This is a genomic window from Microbacterium sp., assembly GCF_031178445.1.
Lineage (GTDB): Bacteria > Actinomycetota > Actinomycetes > Actinomycetales > Microbacteriaceae > Microbacterium.
Map to the genome: position 1 here is coordinate 446,801 of NZ_JAPSIY010000001.1, position 21,292 is coordinate 468,092.

The following is a 21,292-nucleotide window of genomic DNA, read 5'->3' on the forward strand; positions in this document are numbered from 1 at the left end:
AGACTGGGCATGTTCGCGGGGGTTATGGGGTGGGCACCGAGGCGAAGATCTGGTCGATGATCTCCTCGCTTCGGATCCCCTCGGCATCTGCCTCGAAGGTGAGCAGCACGCGGTGGCGCAGCACCAGGTGGCGCAGCGAGCGGACGTCCTCGGGCAGCACATGGGTGCGCCCGTTCAACAGGGCGAGTGCCCGCGACGCCTGCAGGAAGGCGATGCTCGCCCGAGGGCTGGCCCCGTATTTGATGAAGCGGGCGCGCTCTTCGCCGATGTACGGTGCGGGGTTGCGGGTGACATAGGCGAGCTGCACGATGTAGTTGCGGATCGCCGGGTCGACGTACACCCGCGAGGCGATGTCCTGCAGGTGCTGCACGTCTTCGAGGCTGATGGCGCCCGGCACGTGGCGGTCGGGATTGAGCACGCCGGAGTCGATGCGGTTCAGGATCTCGAACTCCTCGGCGGGGCTCGGGTACTCCACGATCTCCTTGAGCAGGAAGCGGTCCATCTGCGCCTCGGGCAGTTCGTAGGTGCCCTCCTGCTCGATCGGGTTCTGCGTGGCGATGACGAGGAAGGGCTTCGGCAGGTGGTGCACCTCGCCGCCGATGGTCGTCTGACGCTCCTGCATCGCCTCGAGCATGGCCGACTGGGTCTTGGCGCTGGAGCGGTTGATCTCGTCGAGCAGCACGAAGTTGGCGTGCACGGGGCCGAGCACGGTGCGGAACGTACCCGACGCGGCGTCGTAGATCTGGTTGCCGGTGATGTCGCTGGGCAGTAGATCGGGGGTGCACTGGATGCGTTTGAAGCTCGCCTTGACCGTGTCGGCGAGGGTGGAGGCCGCGGTCGTTTTCGCCAGGCCCGGCACGGACTCGAGCAGGATGTGGCCGCCGGCGATCAGCGCGACGAGCAGACTGGTGCGCAGCCGCTCCTGGCCGACCATCTTGGTCGAGTAGGAGTCGGAGATGATCTTGAGGATGCGCTGCGCCTGGGCGAGATCGTCGCGGGTGAGCGGGTCCTTCGTGTCGCCGGAGAGTGCGGCCGGGTGCGCTGGAGCGGATGCGGCAACCGTCGGAGCGGGTGCCGCAGGCGCCTGCAGTCCTGGTGCGGGCGGCGGAGGCGGCGCCGAGGGTGCGGAACCGGGAACCGGGAAATCGGACATCGCTCTCCTCTTCGTCGGGGGATCGACGCCGTCCGCAGATCCCCCCGCTACAGGGTAACGGGCGCAGTGCTGGTGCAGCCGAGGGTGCTGGACGCCGTCGCACGATTCAGATCGAGTCGCGGGGTGCCTCGATCGCGGCGCCGTTCGTGCCGTCGGAGTATGTCGCGCGGACCATCGGGTCGGACAGGTCGAGGAGGTCACCGCCGATGTTGAGCGACGCGTGCCCGTCACCGCCGAACGTCACCGAGCCCGCGGAGCGGCCGCCGTAGGTGACGGATGCCGTGGCGCCGGGCTCGCCTGACAGGGAGAGCGTGTAGCTCGAGAGCAGTCTCACGCCGAGCAGGCTGAGTGCGTAGTTCGCGGTGAGGCCGGTGAAGCGGAGCGGGGCCGGAGTCGCCGTAGGCGGCGGAGGCGCCGGCGCGGGTGCGGGCGCGGAGGGGGAGGGAGCGGGGGTGTCAGGCGACGAGGGGCTGGATGGGCCGGGAACAGCAGAGCCGCGCGGGGGCGCTGCCCCATTCGTGACCGGCACAGACCCGCCCGGGTCCTGCCTCAGCGGCGGCACCGCGTCGGATGTCTCATCCGAACGCTCCTGGCGCGGGGGAGCGAGGCCCTCCCCATCGTCGATGATCGGCGCCTCGTCGGCATCCACGCGCCGCTCGGGCACGCGAAGTCCCTCGGCTCGGCTGCCCGCTTCCCCCGTCAGGGACGCAGCGGACACCGGACCGCTCGATGCCGGCTCGGAGGTGCCGGCCGCGCTCGGAGACCGGTGATCTGCGGATGTGCCGGCCAGTAGCCCAGCGGTCACCGACACCACGCCGATCACGGCCACTGTGGTGAACCCGGCGATCAGCCGGCCGCGGTGCACGGGCGGGGCGCTCGCCGCATGGGCGACGGGCGCCGCGGCGGGCAGGCCCCCGCTCGGCTGTGGATGCCTGCGCAGCGCGGGAGGAGGCGCATCCCACAGGCTCGAGGGCACCTTGAGCGGCTCGTGCGTCACTTCGGCTCACCCCCGGTCGGCAGCTCACCGGGCGGCGAGGCCTCTATCCAGTATGAACCGTGCACCCGAATCGCGGGAGCGCGCGGATGCTCGCGTGCGTCAGGCCGTCACGACCGCCGGCTGCACGGAGTCGACGGATGCCGCGCGCTTGCGCGCGACCCACACGACGGCGGCTCCGACGACGAGGATGACGGCGGCGATGCCGATGACGTACCCGGTCACGCCGAGGTAGCCGCCCGGCGTGGTGTGCGGGTTGAGGAACGGATACGGATACCAGTACGGAGTGCCGAGGGCAGGGGAGATGATCAGGTTCGCACGGACGAGGGTGTACACCGCCCAGGCGATCGGGAACGCCGCGACGACGAGCACAGTGCTCCAGGTCAGCATCCGCCGCTTCGGCGCGAGCAGCACGTCCGCGAGCAGGAACAGCGGGATCACGACGTGCAGCACCTCGTTCGACCATCCCACGGTCGAACCCTGCGGCAGCTCGATGCCGCGCAGCAGCACGTTGTAGACGATGCCGGTGACGATCATGTACGTCGCGACGCAGGTGAGCGTGACGGCGAGCCAGCGAGGCTCGCGAGCCGCATCCTTTCCCTTCGTCCACGCCCAGATCGCGCCGATGGCGAGCGCGACGGCCGCCCCCAGGTTCGAAAGGACGGTGAAGAAGCTGAAGAAGTTCACACCCACCGTCGGCAGATGCGCACCCCACGGGGTCGTCGCGTGGAGCGCGACCTCGAACGTGCGAGCGAGCTGGGCAATGAGCGCGGCGAATCCGAGCACGGATGCCGCGAGCCGGGCGTAGGGCCACCAGATGTTCATGCTGCCTCCGGTGGTCACAATAACGGAGCGGGTGCCGATCGTGGGGAGTGGTCTGTCCGGTCGCCGGCAGCATCCCGTCGGCCACCGTGGCGGGTTTCCGACAATGCCGTTCACCCGCCGCTCCGAATCCTTGTCGCTTCGAGCACGCGACTGGTGACATATGCGAAGCGGCTCGCCGACGAGGGCGGGCCCTCATCCCCAGGAGGAATTCGTGACCTATTCACGCCTGCGCGTGGCTCTGGGCGCAACCGCGAGTATGGTGCTGGCCAGCTGTCTGCTGGTCGCGCCTGCCGCGATGGCCGTTCAGAGCAGCAACGCACAACCCAGCCCCATCGCCGAGAAGGTGCTCGCCGCCAAGGGCTCGAAGGCCCCCGCGATGACGCGGGATCTCGAGAACACACAACGCAAGGGCAAGCCGGCCGACGTCGTCAGAGCCCACATGTCGGCGAACGCCTCCGTCTACAACATCGACGGCGCCGAGCTGAAGGAGCTCGACACGACCGCGTCGGCGGATGGCAGGGGACAGGCGGTCAGATTCCAGCAGGTGCACAAGGGCGTGCCGGTGTACGGGGCACAGTACGTGGCGCACACCGAGGGCGACGCGTCGGCGCGCACGGTCGAGAGCGTCACGGGTCGCGTCTTCTCCGAGCTCTCGCTCGAGACCGAGCCGGCTGTCAGCGAGGCCGATGCTCGCAACCGCCTGTGGACCGACAAGACGGTCGCCCGCATCGCCGAGCCCACGATCACCGAGCACGGCCTGACCATCCTGCCCATGGGGAAGGGCGCGCTGGCATGGCACTTCGAGGTGACCGGCGTCGACGACGCGGGCAACCCCGTGCGCCAGACCGTGATGATGGATGCCTCCGTGGGCGCCGTGCTGCTCTCGTTCAACCAGCTGCACACGGCCGAGGGCGTGGAGGGCACGGGCGTGACGTTCGACGGCGACGAGGTACCTCTGGCGATCAGCGCGACGGACGACGGCCGCTTCGAGCTGCGCGACCGCAGCCGGTCGATGTACGCCGAGACGGGCGGTGAGATCCACACGCTCGACGCACTCGGAGGCGACTACCGCGACTACTCCGGAGCCATGCCCGAGGGGACCGTGCTGTTCAGCTCCGACACCGAGCGCTTCGAGGGCACGGCGACGAGCCTCGGAGCGGTCGACGCGCACCTGAACGCGGGCGTCGTCTACGAGTACTTCCTCGAGCAGTTCGACCGCGACGGCGTCGACGGCAAGGGCGGCACCATGCTGTCGGTCGTGAACGTCACGATGAACGGCAGGGAGTACCCCAACGCCTTCTGGGACGGCACCAAGATGGTGTACGGCTCGAACAAGGGCGTGCCGTTCGCGAAGGCGCTCGATGTGGTCGGTCACGAGATGAGCCACGCGATCACCGAGCACAGCGCCAACCTGCTGTACATCAACCAGAGCGGTGCCCTCAACGAGGCGATCTCGGACTACTTCGGCAACGCCATGGAGGTCGACGCCGCCGGCATCTCGATGGACGATCCGCGCGCGGGGCTGATCGGCGAGAACCTCTGCGCTGCGGGAACGGCACCCGAGGAGTGCGCGATCCGCGACATGAACGACGGTCGCGTGGCCGGCGAGGACTACGAGCTGCTGTCGGTCGACTACGACAACGGCGGGGTGCACTACAACTCCACCATCGTCGGGGGCGCGTTGTGGAACATCCGCGAGCACCTCGACCCCGCTGTCGCCGACCGGCTGATGTACACGGCGCTCACCGAGTACCTGACACCGCTGTCGGACTTCACCGACATGCGTGTCGCCGTCGAGCTGGCCGCCAAGCGGGCGAAGCTGTCGGACGCCGACCGCGAGGCGATCGCCGCGGCCTTCGACGAGCACGGCATCTTCGCCGACTGGGAGGCCACGGCGCACCCGGAGGACGCCGACCTGCTGCTGCAGGGATCGATCTCGGCGTACGAGGGCTATGCCGCGCACGATGACATCGCGGCCGTGACCAGCGGTGACCGCTGGGCGACGTCGGAGCTCGACCTCGAGGGCTTCTTCGCCGGCGCACCGGCGTACTCGCTGATCGTCGGCGGCTACGGGCCCGGAAAGCCCCGCACCATTCACACGGAGGGGGCCTGGGACATCCAGCCGGCGCTCTCGGGAGACCGCCTGCTCTGGACGCGAGTCGACGGCGAGTCGATGCAGGTCGTCGAGCAGGTCGGCAACGGAGTCGGCAAGACGCGCGTGGTGTCCACCAACCCCGGCGAGAGCTTCCAGCCGTCCGTCGACGGCGCATCCGCTGCCTGGCTGTCGAAGCTCGACGGCGAGACGGACGTGTGGGTCAGTCGCGACGGCGCAGAGCCCGTCAACCTGACTCCCGAGGAAGGTACCGATGCGTCGCAGGTGGAGATCGACGGCGACATCGTCGCCTGGATCAGCGGTTCCGACATCGTGCGTGTCGATCTGGCGACGAACGAGCGCACCGCGACCCGCGCCCAGGCGAACATCTTCGCCTCCGTGAACGCCCTCGAACTGACGAATGACGGCCTGTTCTGGCGTTCCGCCGGCCTGTTCGGCGATTCGGTGTTCTACACGTCGCACGAGATGGAGAAGCCGCGCAAGCTGCCGCTCGGTTCGATCTATGGGGCGCAGTACGACGTGAACGACGACTACCTGGTCTTCAACTCGACCACGGCGTGGGCGAGCCTGTCCCGCCCGCAGGGCGAGGCGGACGCGCACAAGCTGAAGATCGCGCCGATCGCCGACGTGCTCGCCGGTACGGGCGTCTTCGAGCGGGTGTCGTGCAGTGCCGGATCGCAGATCTCGCCGTCGTTCGGCGAGGGAGAGCGGCTCGTGTACCTGAGCACCTCACAGGCCCGCACCGACCTGGTGACCCGCGAGGAGCCGGTCGGCACCTGCTGATCGTTCTTCGACAGGATGCCCCCGTCGCCGTATGGCGGCGGGGGCATCCCGCGTTCCGCCGTGTAGCCACCGGTCCGTCAGACCCAGCCGAGTCGCACCGCGGCGGCGCCGAGCTGGATCCGGGTCGAGACGCCGGCCCGCTCCATGAGCTCCGCGACCCGCCGCTGCACCGTGCGTACCGAGACGCCCAACTGGTTGGACACCGCACCATCCGTCATCCCGAGCAGCAGCAGCCGGAGCAGATCGTTGTCGGCGGCGTCGTCTTCGTCGGTCGACGCATCGAGCAGGGATGTCGCCGCTCGCCAACTCTGCTCGAACGCAGAGATCACCAGGTCCAGCAGGCCACTCGGATGCACGAGCAGAGCCCCGGACACGCTGCGCTCGCCGTTGGACCGCAGAGGAAGCAGTGCCAGCTCGCGGTCGACCATGATGAGGCGGGTCGGCAGGCTCGGCAGGACGCGCACTTCCTCGCCCTGCTCGTGTGCCAGCCGTGCGGTGTCGAAGAAGCCCGGGCGCTCCATCACGCCTGTCTCCACGATCGTGCGGTAGCGCACGCCGCGGGCGAGTGCCCGCTCCTCGTGGATGTTGTGCGGCGACGCCATCAGGATCGGCTCGGTGAGCACGAACACCTCGACGCTCTCGTCCGCGGCATCCTGCAGCTGTCCGATGCGTTGGCGCACCGCATCCCCGCCGAGCACCATGTCGAGCACGTCGGGGGCGTGGCGTGACGTCGCTCCCTCGCGATACAGGGCGCTGAGCTGGTCGAGCGCGTCGTGTGCGAGCGAGAGGCGGCGCTCCTGCTCCGCCAGGCGAGGGCGCAGCACCAGCGCCGGCGGCGATGCGACGAGGCGGGCCTGGTCGGACACGCTTCGGGCGGCGAATCCGCTGCTCTCGAGGCCGTCGAGGATGCGCTCCACGTGCGCGCCCGGCAATCCCGACATCCTCGCGAGCTCGGCGGCATCGGCCGAAGGCATCGTGAGCAGCATCCGGTAGATGCTCACATGAGGGTCATCGAGACCGACGTCCTCGAGCATCTGGATCCTTCCGCGGGCGTTCTCGGCACCGGGCGTACGCGGGCGCGGGATGGCATCGATGGGGTTCTCCGCTGTCATCCGCTGCGAGCGGCCTGCCCGGTGGCACCAACGCTACTCATCTACGGACGGGCCGTGCAATCGCCTGCCCGCGGCGGGCGGCGCCCGGCTCGAGGGGTCCGGAAGGGCCCTCCGATAGGATGGTCTCGCCCGATCGGGCCAGCTCATCGGCCGGTGCAAACCCGGCGAACAGCGGCAGTACCAGGGGGTTCACCCATGCCAGGAATCGTGATCGTCGGCGTCCAGTGGGGCGATGAGGGCAAGGGCAAGGCGACAGACCTGCTCGGCGACCGCACCGACTGGGTCGTCAAGTTCAACGGCGGCAACAACGCCGGACACACCGTCGTCGTCGGCGACGAGAAGTACGCGCTGCACCTGCTCCCCTCCGGCATCCTGACACCGGGCGTCACGCCTGTCATCGGCAACGGCGTCGTCATCGATCTCGAGGTGCTCTTCGACGAGCTCGAAGCCCTCTCCGCCCGCGGCGTCGACGTCTCCAAGCTCAAGGTCAGCGCGAACGCGCACATCATCACCCAGTACCACCGCACGCTCGACAAGGTCACGGAGCGCTTCCTGGGCAAACGCAACATCGGCACGACCGGCCGTGGCATCGGCCCGGCGTACGCCGACAAGATCAACCGCGTCGGCATCCGGGTGCAGGATCTGTTCGACGAGAACATCCTGCGCCAGAAGGTCGAGGGCGCGCTCGACCAGAAGAACCATCTGCTGGTGAAGGTGTTCAACCGCCGCTCCATCACCTGTGACGAGATCGTGGAGGAGCTGCTGTCGTACGCCGAGCGGCTGCGCCCGATGGTGGCGGACACCGGCCACCTTCTCGACGAGGCGCTGCAGCGCGGCGAGGTCGTCGTCTTCGAAGGCGGCCAGGCCACGATGCTCGACGTCGACCACGGCACCTACCCGTTCGTGACCTCGTCGTCGGCGACCGCCGGCGGAGCATCCACCGGTTCGGGAGTCGGCCCCGGCCGCCTCGACCGCATCGTCGGCATCGTGAAGGCGTACACCACCCGAGTCGGCTCTGGGCCCTTCCCCACCGAGCTGCTCGACGAGCAGGGAGAGTGGCTGCGCAAGACCGGCTTCGAATACGGCACCACGACCGGGCGCGTGCGCCGCACGGGCTGGTACGACGCGCCGATCACCCGCTACGCGACGCGTGTGAACGGCATCACCGACCTGGTGCTCACCAAGCTCGACATCCTGACCGGCCTCGAGCAGATCCCGGTGTGCGTGGCGTACGACGTCGACGGGAAGCGCTTCGACGAGGTGCCGGTGAACCAGACCGAGTTCCATCACGCCAAGCCGATCTACGAGTACTTCCCCGGGTGGTCGGATGACATCTCCACCGCCCGCACCTTCGAGGACCTCCCGCAGAACGCGCAGGACTACGTGCTGGCGCTGGAGGGGATGAGCAACACGCGCATCTCGGTGGTCGGCGTCGGTCCCGAGCGCGACGAGGTCATCGTCCGGCACGGCCTGCTGGACTGACCGGGGCGGTCGTGACGCGGTTCTGGGTCGGCGGCTACGGCGCCGACATGGAGGGGCACGCCGACGGCATCGGCTTCCTCTCGGCCGACGCCGGGCGGGGACCGTCGAGCCTGGCGCACCGCGGCCTCGCCGTCCGGGCGGCGTCGCCGTCATGGCTGGTGAACCACCCGACCCTCGACGTCGTCTACGCAGCACTGGAGGGCGAGGGCGTCGTGCAGGCTTTCGCGCGCTCGGGTGAGGAGACGCTGCGCCCCCTCGCACCGCCGGTCGCCGCCGGGGAGTCGGTGTGTCACGTGGCGGTCTCGGCCGACGGCCGGATGCTGATCGCCAGCTGCTACGGCGATGGGAAGGTGCTGCGCTTCGGCCTCGACGGTGCAGGACGCCTCATGGAGCCCGCCGCCGACAAGGCCGCCGCCCTGCGCGCTGCGCTGTTCGGCGACGCCGGCGACGCGGCTCGGGAACCTGCTTCGGCCGACAGGCGGACAGCATCCGACCCGTACCCGACGCCCGCGGGAGAGGAGGCCAGAGCCTCGCATGCGCACTCGGCCGTCTTCCTCCCCGACGGGCGCATCGCGACGACGGATCTGGGGTTCGATCTGGTGCGCATCTGGCGCCGCGATGCGACCCTCGACCACGAGGTGGTGCTGCCCCGCGGCACGGGACCCCGGCACATGGTGCTGCATCCCAGCGGTCATCTGCATGTCGTGACCGAGTACTCCTGCGAGGTGTTCACCCTCGCAGCCGGGCCGGACGGGCACTGGGGTCTCGTCGCCGGGACCGGGGTCGGGGCGATGACGGATGCGGATGCCGCCGCCGAGCTGGCGGTCTCCCGTGACGGGCAGACGCTGTACACGGCGCTGCGCGGCAGCAACACGATCGCGGCCCTGCGGGTGCGCGGTGCCGGCGATGTCGTCGAGCCGCTGGCGCTGGCCGATTCCGGCGTGGACTGGCCGCGTCATCACCTCGTGCATGAGGGGGTGCTGCTGGTCGCAGGGCAGAAGTCGAGCACGATCTCCGCCATCGACCTCGACGAACGGACGGGTGCGCCGCGCGGCATCCGGCACCGCGCCTCCGTGCCGAGCCCCACCGTCATCATTCCTGCGCGCTGAGCCGCCCCGCTCGCAGGCCGCGCCGGGGGACACGACTCCCCGTCGCACGCCCGGCGTAGGCTCGGCGGCATGACCGACGAATACGACCTCATCGTGCTGGGCGGCGGACCTGTGGGCGAGAACGTGGCCGACAGGGCCGTGCAGGGCGGGCTGACTGCCGTGATCGTGGAGAGCGAGCTCGTCGGCGGCGAATGCACCTACTGGGCGTGCATGCCGTCGAAGGCGCTGCTGCGCTCGCCGCAGGCGCTTCGCGCCGCACGCGCCGTGAAGGGCGTCACCGGCGGCGCGCTGGATGCCGCGGCGGTGCTCTCGCGCCGCGACTCCTTCGCCGCCGACTGGTCGGATGCCGGTCAGGTCGACTGGCTGCGCAGCGCAGGGATCGACCTGGTGCGCGGGCACGGGCGGCTCACCGCCGAGCGCGAGGTCACCGTCGCGACCGGCGGAGACGTGCGAGTGCTGCGCGCTCGCCACGCGGTCGCGATCAGCACCGGGTCGGATGCGGCGATGCCCCCCATCCCCGGCCTGGCCGACGCCGCGCCGTGGACGAGCCGCGAGGCCACGTCAGCGCAGGAAGTGCCACAGTCACTGGCGATCATCGGCGGAGGCGTCGTCGCGGTCGAGATGGCCACCGCGTACGCCGGCCTGGGCTCGAAGGTCACCGTGATCGCGCGCAGCGGCCTGCTCGGCGGCATGGAGCCCTTCGCGGGCGAGCGTGTGGTCGACGGTCTGCGCGAGCTCGGCGTCGACGTGCAGCTGAACACCGGCACCCGGTCAGTGCAGCGTGACGACGCCGGAGTGCATGTGACGACGGACGACGGCGAACGCATCACCGCTGCCGAGGTGCTCGTCGCGACGGGACGCCGCCCGCGCAGCGGCGATATCGGCGTCGAGGTCGCCGGCCTCGAGCCGGGCAGGCCGATCGCCGTCGACGACACGCTCCGCGTGCCCGGCACCGACTGGCTGTACGCGGTGGGCGACGTCAACGGCCGTGTGCTGCTCACACATCAGGGCAAATACCAGGCGCGCGCCGCCGGAGACGTGATCGCCGCGCGGTCGCGGGGCGAGGTGATCGCGGACCAGCCGTGGGGCCGGCACGTCGCGACTGCGGATCACGCCGCGGTTCCGCAGGTCGTGTTCTCCGAGCCCGAGGTCGTGTCGGTGGGATACACCGCGGATGCGGCCCGCGCCGACGGCCGTGCGATCGAGGTCGTCGACTACGACCTCGGGGCCGTGGCCGGCTCGGGGCTGCACCGTGACGACTATCGGGGTCAGGCCCGCATGATCGTCGACACCGAGCGCGAGGTGCTGCTCGGCGCGACGTTCGTCGGGCCGGACGTCGCCGAGCTGCTGCACGCCGCCACGATCGCGGTGACCGGCGAGGTGCCCATCAGCCGGCTGTGGCACGCGGTGCCGTCGTATCCCACCATGAGCGAAGTCTGGCTGCGGCTGCTCGAGGCCTACGGTCGCCAATCCGCTTGAGCATCGGCGCCGAACCCCTGTCGAACCGTTCGCCATGTCGGATGGTTCCCTTACGCTCGTAGAGACGCCAGGAGGTACGTGCATGAGAGCTGTACTCGCAGGAACCGTGATCGCCGAGGCCGACGACGCCGAGACGATCATGATCGAAGGCAACCACTACTTCCCGCCCTCCGCGGTGCGGGAAGGCGTGCTGGTCGACAGTCCCACGCCGTACACCTGCCCGTGGAAGGGCGTGTGCCAGTACTACTCGGTCGTGCTCGACGGTGCGTCGCACGCCGACTACGCGTGGGCGTACCCCGACCCCAAGCCGTCCGCGATCGACCGGGTCGGCCGCGACTTCTCGGGCTATGTGGCATTCGACCCGCGCGTGCGGGTGGGTGCGTGATCCGCGCCGCGCGATGATCGAGTTCTCCTCCGTATCCAAGCGCTTCCCCGACGGCACCGTCGCCGTCGAGGACTTCAGCCTGGTGCTTCCTTCGCACAAGACGACGGTGCTCGTCGGCTCGTCGGGGTCCGGCAAGACCACGCTGCTGCGCATGATCAACCGGATGGTCGAGCCGACCACGGGCGACGTGACGATCGACGGCGAGAGCGTGCGCGGCCGCGACCCCGTGGCCCTGCGACGCAGCATCGGCTACGTCATGCAGAACTCCGGCCTGATGCCGCACTTCACCGTGATCGACAACGTGTCGACCGTGCTGCGGCTCGCCGGCGTGGGCCGCCGCAAGGCGCACGGCCGCGCCCGCGAGCTCCTCGACACGGTCGGGCTCGACCAATCGCTCGCCGACCGCTATCCCAGCCAGCTCTCGGGAGGCCAGCAGCAACGCGTCGGCGTGGCCCGCGGCCTCGCGGCCGACCCGAACATCCTGCTCATGGACGAGCCGTTCGGCGCCGTCGATCCGATCGTGCGGGCCGATCTGCAGCAGGAGCTCATCCGCCTGCAGTCCGAGCTCGGCAAGACCGTGGTCTTCGTCACGCACGACATCGACGAGGCCTTCCTGCTCGGCGACCAGGTGGTCATCCTCGACCGGAGCGCACGGATGGTGCAGGTCGGCACCCCGAGCGAGATCATCGAGAACCCGGCAGACGACTTCGTCTCGGCGTTCATCGGCGCCGAGCGAGGGAGACGCGCGCTCAGCCTGAAGCGCACGCCGCGAGGCACGGTCGTGGTCGACTCCGAGGGGCGCACGCAGGGCGTGCTCTCCGGTGCGGATGCCGAGGTCGAGGAGCTGACGTGACCTGGGTCGTCGAGAACCTCGACCTCATCTTCCGGCTGACGCTCGTGCACCTGCGGCAGAGCGCCGTGCCGATCCTGCTCGGGCTCGTGCTGTCCATTCCACTGGGCTGGGTCGCCTGGCGTTACAGACTTGTGCGCGGTCCGGTCATCGTGCTCACCGGACTGCTCTACACGATCCCCTCCCTCGCCCTGCTGATCCTGCTGCCGGCGGCGCTGGGGTACTCGGCGATCAGCGAGCCCAACCTGGTGATCGCGCTGACCATCTACGCCGTGGCCATCCTGGTGCGCGCGGTGGCCGACGGACTCGATTCGGTCGACTCCGGCGTGAGGCAGGCGGCGACGGCCATGGGATACGCCGCCCCTCGACGGTTCTTCACCGTCGAGCTGCCCTTGGCCGGTCCTGTGATCCTCGCCGGACTCCGAGTCGCCGCCGTGAGCACCATCTCGCTCGCCACGGTCGGCATCCTCATCGGCGTGGAGAACCTCGGTTACCTGTTCACGAACGGGCTGCAGCGCCGTATCGTTCCCGAGGTACTCGCCGGCGTCGTCGCCGTGGTCGTCATGGCGCTGATCGTCGATGCGCTCCTGGTGCTGGCGGGCCGGATGCTGATGCCGTGGACGAGGGCGCGTGCAGGCCTGAACGGTCGATCACAGGGCGCGACCGAGCAGACCGCACCGGTCCTGAGAGCGGCCGCATGAATCTCTTCGCCGAAGCACTCGCCTGGCTGTTCTCTCCCGAGCGGCTGCACGGACCGTACGCGCTGCAGACCCTGCTCGGCCAGCATCTGCTCTACACGCTGATCTCAGTGGCGGTCGCCGCGGCGATCGCCCTGCCCGCCGGCTGGCTCATCGGCCACACCGGCAAGGGGCGCGAGGTCGCGGTCGCGATCTCGGGCGCGGCGCGGGCGGTGCCCTCCTTCGGTCTGCTCGTGCTGCTGGTGCTCGTGCTCGGTGTGGTGCGCACCCCGCTTGCCGCCGTCATCACCTTCGTGCTCCTGGCCATTCCGTCGCTGCTCGCCGGCGCGTACACGGGCCTCGAGGCCATCGACCGCCGCGTCATCGACGCGGCGAGGGCGATGGGCATGACCGAGTGGCAGATCTTCCTCAAGGTCGAGCTTCCGCTCGGGCTGCCTCTGCTCATCGGCGGCATCCGCTCCGCACTGCTGCAGGTGATCGCCACCGTCACGATCGGCGCATACGTGAATCTCGGTGGTCTGGGATGGCCCATCATCCAGGGCATCCCGCTGCGCCGCTTCGACCAGGTGCTCGGTGGTGCGATCCTCGTCGCTCTGCTCGCCCTGATCGTCGATCTGCTTCTCGCACTCGCCCAACGAGCTGCTGTGCAGTCGGGCGTGCGCGTGCAGCAGCATCCATCCGTCCGCGAGGGAGCGCGCGCCGTCCGGCGTGCGGCATCCGCCTCCGCCTGACGGACACGCGACCTGAACTACGAGACCCGAAACCCAAAGAGAGGCCCCTCATGATCACAGCACGGAAGAACCGGATCGCCCTCACCGCAGGGTTCGTCCTCACAGCGACGCTGGCGCTCGCCGGCTGCGGCAGCTCGAACCCGCTCGACGAGCCCGGCGGCCAGGGCGGCGAAGGCGGCGAGCAGGGCGGCGGCGACACGATCGTCGTCGGCTCGCAGGCGTACTACTCCAACGAGATCATCGCCGAGATCTACGCGCAGGCACTCGAGAACGCCGGGTTCACGGTCGAGAAGCAGTTCAACGTCGGCCAGCGTGACGCATACATGCCCGAAGTCGAGTCGGGCGCGATCGATCTGTTCCCCGAGTACACCGGCAACCTGCTGGAGTACCTCGACAAGGACGCCACCGCCACCAGCCCCGAGGATGTGTACACCGCGTTGCAGGAGGCGCTGCCTGAGGGTCTCACCGCGCTCGACTACGCCGAGGCGAGCGATCAGGACACGTACACGGTGCTGAAGTCGTTCGCGGAGGAGAACGGCCTCACCTCGATTGCCGACCTGGCGAAGCTCGACGAGCCCGCGACCCTCGGAGGTGCACCCGAGCTCGAGCAGCGCCCGTACGGACCGGGTGGCGCCAAGGACATCTACGGCGTCGACCTCGGCTTCTCGGCGACGGCTCAGAGCACTCTCGAGTCGCTCCTCGCCGGCGAGATCCAGGTCGCCGACATCTACACGGCCGACCCGGCGTTCCAGACCGAGGACATCGTCGCGCTCGAGGACCCGAAGAACATGATCCTCGCCTCGAACGTGGTGCCGATCGCCTCGAGCGACGTCGCCGAAGACATCGCCGACGTGATCAACGCGGTCAGCGCGGCACTGGGCGCCGACGACCTGGTCGCCATGAACGTGCAGAGCACGGTCGACCAGAAGTCGGCGGACGACATCGCCACGCAGTGGCTGAAGGACAACGACCTGCTCTGATGCGGTCGCAGCCCGCCGGGGCGCTCAGACCCGGGCGTCCTGGCGGGGCAGCCACAGCCGGTTGATGATGATGAGGATCGACGCCGTCACCGGCACGGCGACCAGTGCGCCGAGCAGGCCGAGCAGCGTGCCGCCAGCCAGTGCGCCGATCACGACCAGAGGGCCCGGCACCGAGACCGCCTTGTTCATCACCCGCGGGGTGAGGAAGTACGCCTCGACCTGCATGTAGACCAGGTAGATCACCGCGAACAGCAGCGCGTGCATCGGGTCGGCGAACAGGGCGATCAGCGAGCCGATCGCCCAGAACAGCACTGATCCGACCAGTGGGATCAGCGTGATGAGGAACGCGACCGTGGCCATCAGCGGCGGGAACGGCAGCTGCAGCGCCAGGTACAGCACGAGCGTGACGATGGCGTTCGCGAACGCCAGGATCACCATTCCCTGCACGTATCCGCCGACCGAGTCGGTGATCTGGTCGGTGATCTCGCGTGCCCGGCCGCGGTCGCGCGCGGGGGCGAACCGCAGCAGGGCGGTCTTGATGGTCGGCAGCCCGGCCACGAAGTAGAGCGTGAGCACCAGCACGACGATGAAGCCGGAGATGCCGGCTGCGATGGACGAGCCGACCTGCAGCGCACCTCCGCCGATGGCCTGCCAGGTCTTCCCGTCGGTGAGGAAGTCCTGCGCGTCGGCGACCAGCTGCTCGAACTGGCTGCCGAACTGCCCTTCGAGGAACGCGTACACATCACTGCCCATGAAGTCGGTGATGAGTCCTGGCACCGACTTCACGAACGAGGTGATCTGCTCGACCACGACCGGCACGATCATCAGCAGCACGAGGGCGAGGGCCACGACGAGTCCGAGGATCACCGACAGCACGCTGACGCCGCGGGAGAGGCCGCGCCGCTCCAGGAAACGCACGGCCGGGTCGAGTCCCAGCGCGGCGAACAGTGCGAACGCGATGTAGATGAGCACGGTCGACAGGCTCGACAGCGTGATGGCGAGCAGGAACGCAGTGAGCCCGCCGATCGTCACCAGGAACCCGAACACGAAGGGCTTGTCGATACGCGTCCAGAACGACCTGCTCGGCGTGGGCGGCTCGGCGATCGACGCGATCGCCGAGGACTCGCGGTCGGCATCCAGGTGGCGCGCGCCGGAATCCGTCCTCAGATCCTCCAGCGTTTCGGACGTCTCGGACTGGTCAGTGCTCATGCGCAACACTCTATGGGCCGGGCGACGGCTATCGTCGAACTGTCCCGAATCGAGGAGGAGCATGTCCGACGACGCCGCCCGTTCCGAGCTGCTGCGCCTGCGGGCCAGCATCGACAACATCGACGCCGCGCTCATCTACATGCTGGCCGAGCGCTTCCGTGCCACCCAGCAGGTCGGCCGTCTGAAGGCGGAGCACAGCATGCCGGCGTCCGATCCCGGTCGTGAGGAGCAGCAGGTCGCTCGCCTGCGCGCGCTCGCCGAGGAGGCGCATCTCGATCCGGAGTTCGCCGAGAAGTGGTTCAACTTCGTCGTCGCCGAAGTGATCCGCCATCACACCGAGGCCGCCGGGGGGCGCTGACGGTTAAGCGCGTCTCGCCGCATGATTCGGCGGAGATCGCACGGTCTACCGGATGCGTCACGGCATCAGACTCCGGTAATCCGTGCCATCTCCGGCATTCCGTGCGCGGACGGCCGACAGCGAATGGTTCGCGGACCGTGGCTGAAATCTCTTGTGCCTGAAGCGGCCGGTCGGCTAGATTCACAGGCAACATATGGACGGATTCCTAACAAATTAGGTGTCACCCGAGGGCCACCCGTTCGCATCGACGTCGATTCGACGTGCCGGCCCGAAAGCACGACGTTGTGTGAAACGGAGAACCCGATGTCCTTTCCTGCCCGAACCGGCATCGCGCCGCCCGCCCGATCGAGAACGCGTGCAGCGATTGCTGCCGCCGTGTCGGCGGTGCTCGCTGTGACGTTCATCGCATCCCAAGCCCAGTCGTCCGAGGCTGCGGAGAGCATCGATCTCGCGCGCACCGGCACGGCGACGGCGAAGTCGACGTATCTTCACACCGGTGATCCGGCGGGTTACGCGCCCGCCAACGCGATCGACGGCGACGACACCACCCGCTGGGGTTCGCGCTACACCCGTACCAACCCTGCCGACACCTATGACCCGAGGAATGACTGGCTCCAGGTCGACTTGCCGACATCCGCGACGATTGAGCGCGTGGTCGTCAAGTGGGAGGCGGCTGCATCCGTCGACTACTTCGTGCAGGTCAGCACTGACGGGGGCGAATGGGTCACGGTCGCCAACCCGAAGGGCAGCGGCGCACGCACCGACGATGTCGCGGTGCAGCCCGATGGTCCGGTCGACGCCGTGCGCATCCTGAGCAACGACAACGCGACCAGATGGGGGCTGTCGGTCTTCACCTTCCAGATCTGGGGCAACGCTGTCGACGCCGATCAGCCCGCCGACCTGACCGAGGCGGACTCGAGGATCGCCGATGCACGCGCGCTGCTCGCCACCACGCCCGTCGGCACGGAGATCGGCTCAGCGCCGCAATCAGCGCACACCGATCTGCAGAACGCGCTGAACGCCGCAGAGGCGGCCCGGGAGTCCGCCGTGACACAGGCCGACGCGGACGCCATCGTCTCCGACCTCGACTCCGCCATCGCGACCTTCGAGCAGCTCGTCTCGGTCGTCAACGAGCCCGACCCCACGGATCCCGAGGTGACCTACCCGGATCCGGGTCGTGATGTCGCCAGCGACGGCATCGCGACAGCCAAGTCGACGTACCTCTTCACGGGCGACCCGGCCGGCTACTCGGCGTCCAACGCGATCGACGGCGACTCCCTGACTCGGTGGGGTTCGCGGTACACCCGCACGAACCCCACCGACAGTTATGACGCCACGAGCGACTGGCTGCAGGTGCAGCTCGCCGAGCCGACAGTCCTCCACCACGTCGTAGTCGTGTGGGAGGGCGCCGCATCCACCGACTACTTCATCCAGGGCAGCAGCGACGGAAGCACCTGGAAGACGCTCGCCAACCCCAAGGGAACAGGGGCGCGCACCGACGAGGTCATGATCACCGACACCGCGGCGTACTCCTACGTGCGCGTGCTCACCAACGGCAATGCCAGCAAGTGGGGCCTCTCCATCTTCAGCTTCGAGGTCTGGAACGGACCTGCGCCGATCGTGCCCGTGGACGCCTCCGCGATCGTTCCGACCCCCGTCACGCAGATCGATGTCGAGGCCGAGCCGTACGCCCTCGGCGCTGACGCACGCATCGCGGTCTCGGATGCCGCCCTCTCGACAGTGGCCGACATCCTGGCGGCGCAGCTTCGGCGCTCGACGGGATTCCAGCTGCCGATCGTGACGGGCTCGGCACGCGCAGGCGACATCGCCCTGGTGCTCGGAGACCCGGCGACGACCGCGGCAGCCGGCTTCCAGAAGGGGCAGGCGTACCGGCTCCGGGCGGACGCCGGCGGAGTCACCCTGACCGCATCGACTCCCCGTGGCGCGTTCAACGGAAGTCGTTCGCTGCTGCAGCTGCTGCCGCCGTTCGTGTTCTCCGCCGAGCCTGTGATCCAGGACTGGATCATTCCGGCGACAGAGGTCGAGGACTTCCCGCGCATCGCGCAGCGCGGTCTGATGATCGATCCGGCACGCTCCTTCGTGACGGTGGACGAGATGAAGAGCATCATCGACCGTCTCGCGCAGATCAAGGGCAACCGCCTGCACCTGCACCTCACGGATGACGAAGGATGGCGCCTCGAGATCCCCGGCTATCCGCGGCTCACGGAGTACGGCGCGACGTCGTCGTGGGCCGGCCCGTACTCCGATGGCAGACCGCGCTACTACTCGCTGGACGACTTCCGCGAGATCGTCAGGTACGCCAACGATCGCTTCATCGAGGTCATCCCCGAGATCGACATCCCCGGCCACAGCGATGCCGCCACCGCGTCGTACCCGGAGTTCGTCTGCGACGAGTTGGTCGATGAGTGGCAGCAGAAGCAGAACGGCATCCCGATCCGCGACCACCGTCGGAACGCGACGTTCATCCCGCTGTACACCACCAAGCCCGAGGTGATCGAGTTCCTCGGCACGGTCTTCGACACCCTCGATGAGGTGTCGACGAGTGACTACGTGCACATCGGTGCCGACGAGGTCGACACGAAGTACATCAGCAAGGCGGACTTCGGGGCGTTCATCCAGAAGATGGAGGCCATGCTGGCCGAGCGCGGCAAGAGGATGATCGGCTGGACGCCGGTGCCCGCGTATGCGCAGCTCGACTCCTCGGTGCATCAGTACTGGGCGGACCGGAAGAACGAGATCCCGACGCCGGCGCAGGACACGGGCAAGCGCTGGTACTCGCGCGACACGGAGGTGGTCGTGTCGCCGACCAATCACGCGTACCTGGACTATGGATTCGAGTCGAACTCGTGGAGCTGGAAAGGCACGCGCTGGACCACGCAGAACGCGTACAGCTGGGATCCGTCTTCGATCGTCGACGAGACCACCCGCGAGAACCAGAACAGCCTGCTCGGCCTGAAGGAGTCGCAGATCACAGCCGTGGAGGGAGCGTACTGGGGCGAGCGGGCCGCCGCCGGACTGCCGGCGATCGACTACCAGGTCTGGGTGCGCGAGACGGCCTTGAGCGAGAAGGGCTGGACGCCCAAGGAGAACGATGACTGGGAGACCTTCCGCTCGACCCTCGGAACGATGGGGTCTCGGTGGGCGGTGCAGGGGGTCAACTTCTACGCCGATCCCGCCGTCAGCTGGGCTCCGGCCGGTGCGGGTAAGAAGGTCGTGTCGGATGACCTCGTCATCGACGACGTGATCGGACTACTCTCGCACGCGGGTTCGGGGGTCGCGAACGTGACCGCTCAGATCGAGTGGGGTGACGGCACACAGAGCACGGCGACGCTGCGGGGAACGGATGCCGTGAAGCAGAAGGCGGCCGAGCTGACCTCGGTCAGCGGTCAGCACACCTACTCCGCCGCGGGTGTGTACCGGGGTTCCATCACCGCGAAGGTCGGCAGTAGCCAGCTGATGGTGCCGTTCATCGCAGAGGTCGGACCGCCGCCGTCGCTCGTGCTCTCAGCCGCCTCGGTGACAGTCGGGGACGATCTGACCATCACCGCGACGGGCCTCCGGGCATCGGAGTCGGTCACCGTCTCGCTGCAGCCGGGTGACGTGCACATCGGAAGTGCCGATGCCGACGCGTCGGGCGCGGCGACCCTCACGTGGGCGGTGCCGGCGACCACCCGGCCGGGCGATCACCAGGTCGTGCTGACCCGTGCGGACGGCTCGACGCTGACTGTGCCGGTGACGATTCTGGCCGCAGAGGAGCCTCCGGCCGACTGCTGGCGTCCTCCTGGCAAGGCGCACGGCTGGGGTGACGGCGTTCCCCAGGGCCTCGAGCGAGGCAGAGGACCGGCCACGCCTCCGCCGGGTTGGGTGCCCTGCACCTGAGCATCGACCGGCGCGGGTCGCTCCTGACGGGGCGGCCCGCGCCGATGCTCGTCACACGCACGCACGATCCGCCGGAGATCGCACGGTCTGCCGGATGCTTCACGGCATCCGATCCGGTAAACCGTGCGATCTCCGGCATCCTGGTCGGAGGCCGGTCGACAGAACCGCACGGATGATGCAATACTTTGAGTGTTCTCGACAAGAACGCTCAAAACAAAGCATTCAAGGAGCCTGAGATGACCGAAGCCGCCGGCGCGCACATGCGCGAAGAGCTGAACTCCCAGCCGCAGACCTGGGCCAGGGCGGCTGACATGCGGGCGGAGCAGGCGCTGCTTCCGGTCTCCGGTGCGCGTATCGCCGTCGTGGGCTGCGGCACGTCCTGGTTCATGGCTCAGTCCTACGCGAGCCTCCGCGAGGCCGCCGGCCACGGCGAGACCGACGCCTTCACCGCATCCGAGTTCCCGCTCGGCCGTGAGTACGACGCCATCGTCGCGCTCACGCGCTCGGGCACCACCACCGAGGTGCTCGAGCTGACCGAGCGGATCAAGGGGCGCACGCCCGTCGTCGCAGTCCTCGGCGATGACACGTCGCCCCTGGTCGACCTGGCCGACACGGTCATCGCTATGCCCTTCGCCGACGAGAAGTCGGTCGTGCAGACCCGCTTCGCCACCACGGCGCTCGCACTGTTCCGCGCCTCGCTCGGCGAGGACCTGACCGGCGCGATCACCGACGCGCAGGCGGTGCTCGACGGCACCGACGACGCTGAGCTTCAGGATGCCGAGCAGTACAGCTTCCTCGGCATGGGCTGGACCTTCGGCCTCGCCCACGAGGCGGCGCTCAAGATGCGCGAGTCGTCGCAGTCGTGGACCGAGTCGTACAGCTCGATGGAGTACCGTCACGGCCCGATCGCGATCGCCGCTCCCGGTCGCATCACCTGGCAGTTCGGCGCCGCCCCCGAGGGTCTCCGTTCGCAGGTGGAGGCCACCGGCGCGCGGTTCGTGCAGCACGACATCGATCCGCTGGCCGACCTGGTGCGTCTGCACCGCGTCGCCCTCGACCGTGCCGTGGGCAAGGGTCTCGACCCCGACCAGCCGCGCAACCTGACCCGCTCGGTCATCCTCGACGCCTGAC

At 68.9% G+C, this 21,292-nt stretch carries 17 protein-coding genes; 12 read left to right on the top strand and 5 right to left on the bottom strand.

What is annotated here, in order from left to right; genetic code table 11:
• Nucleotides 1-22: 22 nt before the first annotated feature.
• From RIN43_RS02150 to RIN43_RS02160, 3 genes are all read right to left on the bottom strand, one after another.
• Nucleotides 23-1,153 (bottom strand): MoxR family ATPase, encoded by a 1,131-nt coding sequence (locus tag RIN43_RS02150; RefSeq protein ID WP_309127220.1) that lies wholly within the window; start codon nt 1,151-1,153, stop codon nt 23-25.
• 106 nt (nt 1,154-1,259) lie between these two features.
• Entirely contained in the window at nt 1,260-2,150 is an 891-nt protein-coding gene (locus RIN43_RS02155; protein ID WP_309127221.1) for a hypothetical protein, read from the bottom strand.
• A 99-nt stretch (nt 2,151-2,249) separates the two neighbouring features.
• Nucleotides 2,250-2,972, bottom strand: coding sequence for a Pr6Pr family membrane protein (locus tag RIN43_RS02160; RefSeq protein WP_309127222.1), 723 nt, complete (start codon nt 2,970-2,972; stop codon nt 2,250-2,252).
• Between the two features lie 211 nt (nt 2,973-3,183).
• Between RIN43_RS02160 and RIN43_RS02165 the strand changes: the two genes are divergently transcribed.
• Nucleotides 3,184-5,868 carry a M4 family metallopeptidase gene (locus RIN43_RS02165; RefSeq protein WP_309127223.1) on the top strand — a complete coding sequence of 895 codons (2,685 nt, stop codon included), beginning with the start codon at nt 3,184-3,186 and terminating at the stop codon, nt 5,866-5,868.
• Between the two features lie 77 nt (nt 5,869-5,945).
• On the opposite strand, the gene RIN43_RS02170 is transcribed toward RIN43_RS02165, so the two are convergent.
• A complete protein-coding gene (locus RIN43_RS02170; RefSeq protein ID WP_309127224.1) occupies nt 5,946-6,902 on the bottom strand; it encodes a helix-turn-helix domain-containing protein in 957 nt (318 codons plus the stop codon).
• Nucleotides 6,903-7,175: 273 nt separating this feature from the next.
• On the opposite strand from RIN43_RS02170, the gene RIN43_RS02175 reads away from it, so the two are divergent.
• From RIN43_RS02175 to RIN43_RS02210, 8 genes are all read left to right on the top strand, one after another.
• A complete protein-coding gene (locus RIN43_RS02175) occupies nt 7,176-8,462 on the top strand; it encodes an adenylosuccinate synthase (protein WP_309127225.1) in 1,287 nt (428 codons plus the stop codon).
• Nucleotides 8,463-8,473: 11 nt separating this feature from the next.
• Complete coding sequence (locus RIN43_RS02180) at nt 8,474-9,571, top strand: beta-propeller fold lactonase family protein (protein WP_309127226.1); 1,098 nt, start codon at nt 8,474-8,476, stop codon at nt 9,569-9,571.
• Between the two features lie 69 nt (nt 9,572-9,640).
• Nucleotides 9,641-11,050: an NAD(P)/FAD-dependent oxidoreductase gene (locus RIN43_RS02185; RefSeq protein ID WP_309127227.1), complete on the top strand. Its 1,410-nt coding sequence runs from the start codon at nt 9,641-9,643 to the stop codon at nt 11,048-11,050.
• 82 nt (nt 11,051-11,132) lie between these two features.
• Nucleotides 11,133-11,435: a DUF427 domain-containing protein gene (locus RIN43_RS02190; protein WP_309127228.1), complete on the top strand. Its 303-nt coding sequence runs from the start codon at nt 11,133-11,135 to the stop codon at nt 11,433-11,435.
• A gap of 13 nt (nt 11,436-11,448) precedes the next feature.
• Nucleotides 11,449-12,288, top strand: a complete 840-nt coding sequence (locus RIN43_RS02195) for an ATP-binding cassette domain-containing protein (RefSeq protein WP_309127229.1) — start codon at nt 11,449-11,451, stop codon at nt 12,286-12,288.
• The gene (locus tag RIN43_RS02200; RefSeq protein ID WP_309127230.1) at nt 12,285-12,986 is read left to right on the top strand and encodes an ABC transporter permease subunit; all 702 of its coding nucleotides are present in this window, start codon (nt 12,285-12,287) and stop codon (nt 12,984-12,986) included. The genes RIN43_RS02195 and RIN43_RS02200 overlap by 4 nt, the downstream gene beginning before the upstream one ends.
• A complete protein-coding gene (locus RIN43_RS02205) occupies nt 12,983-13,714 on the top strand; it encodes an ABC transporter permease subunit (protein WP_309127231.1) in 732 nt (243 codons plus the stop codon). The genes RIN43_RS02200 and RIN43_RS02205 overlap by 4 nt, the downstream gene beginning before the upstream one ends.
• A 50-nt stretch (nt 13,715-13,764) precedes the next feature.
• Nucleotides 13,765-14,694, top strand: a complete 930-nt coding sequence (locus tag RIN43_RS02210) for an ABC transporter substrate-binding protein (RefSeq protein WP_309127232.1) — start codon at nt 13,765-13,767, stop codon at nt 14,692-14,694.
• Nucleotides 14,695-14,718: 24 nt separating this feature from the next.
• On the opposite strand, the gene RIN43_RS02215 is transcribed toward RIN43_RS02210, so the two are convergent.
• Entirely contained in the window at nt 14,719-15,903 is a 1,185-nt protein-coding gene (locus RIN43_RS02215; protein WP_309127233.1) for an AI-2E family transporter, read from the bottom strand.
• A 61-nt stretch (nt 15,904-15,964) separates the two neighbouring features.
• Here RIN43_RS02215 and RIN43_RS02220 point away from each other — a divergent pair, with 61 nt between their 5' ends.
• The 3 genes from RIN43_RS02220 to RIN43_RS02230 all read left to right on the top strand — a co-directional run bounded on the left by RIN43_RS02220 (nt 15,965) and on the right by RIN43_RS02230 (nt 21,291).
• Nucleotides 15,965-16,261 carry a chorismate mutase gene (locus RIN43_RS02220; RefSeq protein WP_309127234.1) on the top strand — a complete coding sequence of 99 codons (297 nt, stop codon included), beginning with the start codon at nt 15,965-15,967 and terminating at the stop codon, nt 16,259-16,261.
• 303 nt (nt 16,262-16,564) lie between these two features.
• Nucleotides 16,565-20,161 (top strand): family 20 glycosylhydrolase, encoded by a 3,597-nt coding sequence (locus tag RIN43_RS02225; RefSeq protein WP_309127235.1) that lies wholly within the window; start codon nt 16,565-16,567, stop codon nt 20,159-20,161.
• 236 nt (nt 20,162-20,397) lie between these two features.
• Entirely contained in the window at nt 20,398-21,291 is an 894-nt protein-coding gene (locus RIN43_RS02230) for an SIS domain-containing protein (protein ID WP_309127236.1), read from the top strand.
• The last annotated feature ends 1 nt before the right edge of the window (nt 21,292 follow it).

What these genes read in the sequence shown, in the direction of transcription:
- RIN43_RS02225 (WP_309127235.1), top strand. Translation starts at nt 16,565, where the DNA reads ATGTCCTTTCCTGCCCGAACCGGCATCGCGCCGCCCGCCCGATCGAGA.
- RIN43_RS02150 (WP_309127220.1), bottom strand. Translation starts at nt 1,153, where the DNA reads ATGTCCGATTTCCCGGTTCCCGGTTCCGCACCCTCGGCGCCGCCTCCG.
- RIN43_RS02160 (WP_309127222.1), bottom strand. Translation starts at nt 2,972, where the DNA reads ATGAACATCTGGTGGCCCTACGCCCGGCTCGCGGCATCCGTGCTCGGA.
- RIN43_RS02195 (WP_309127229.1), top strand. Translation starts at nt 11,449, where the DNA reads ATGATCGAGTTCTCCTCCGTATCCAAGCGCTTCCCCGACGGCACCGTC.
- RIN43_RS02185 (WP_309127227.1), top strand. Translation starts at nt 9,641, where the DNA reads ATGACCGACGAATACGACCTCATCGTGCTGGGCGGCGGACCTGTGGGC.
- RIN43_RS02170 (WP_309127224.1), bottom strand. Translation starts at nt 6,902, where the DNA reads ATGCTCGAGGACGTCGGTCTCGATGACCCTCATGTGAGCATCTACCGG.
- RIN43_RS02210 (WP_309127232.1), top strand. Translation starts at nt 13,765, where the DNA reads ATGATCACAGCACGGAAGAACCGGATCGCCCTCACCGCAGGGTTCGTC.
- RIN43_RS02205 (WP_309127231.1), top strand. Translation starts at nt 12,983, where the DNA reads ATGAATCTCTTCGCCGAAGCACTCGCCTGGCTGTTCTCTCCCGAGCGG.
- RIN43_RS02215 (WP_309127233.1), bottom strand. Translation starts at nt 15,903, where the DNA reads ATGAGCACTGACCAGTCCGAGACGTCCGAAACGCTGGAGGATCTGAGG.
- RIN43_RS02230 (WP_309127236.1), top strand. Translation starts at nt 20,398, where the DNA reads ATGACCGAAGCCGCCGGCGCGCACATGCGCGAAGAGCTGAACTCCCAG.
- RIN43_RS02190 (WP_309127228.1), top strand. Translation starts at nt 11,133, where the DNA reads ATGAGAGCTGTACTCGCAGGAACCGTGATCGCCGAGGCCGACGACGCC.
- RIN43_RS02220 (WP_309127234.1), top strand. Translation starts at nt 15,965, where the DNA reads ATGTCCGACGACGCCGCCCGTTCCGAGCTGCTGCGCCTGCGGGCCAGC.
- RIN43_RS02175 (WP_309127225.1), top strand. Translation starts at nt 7,176, where the DNA reads ATGCCAGGAATCGTGATCGTCGGCGTCCAGTGGGGCGATGAGGGCAAG.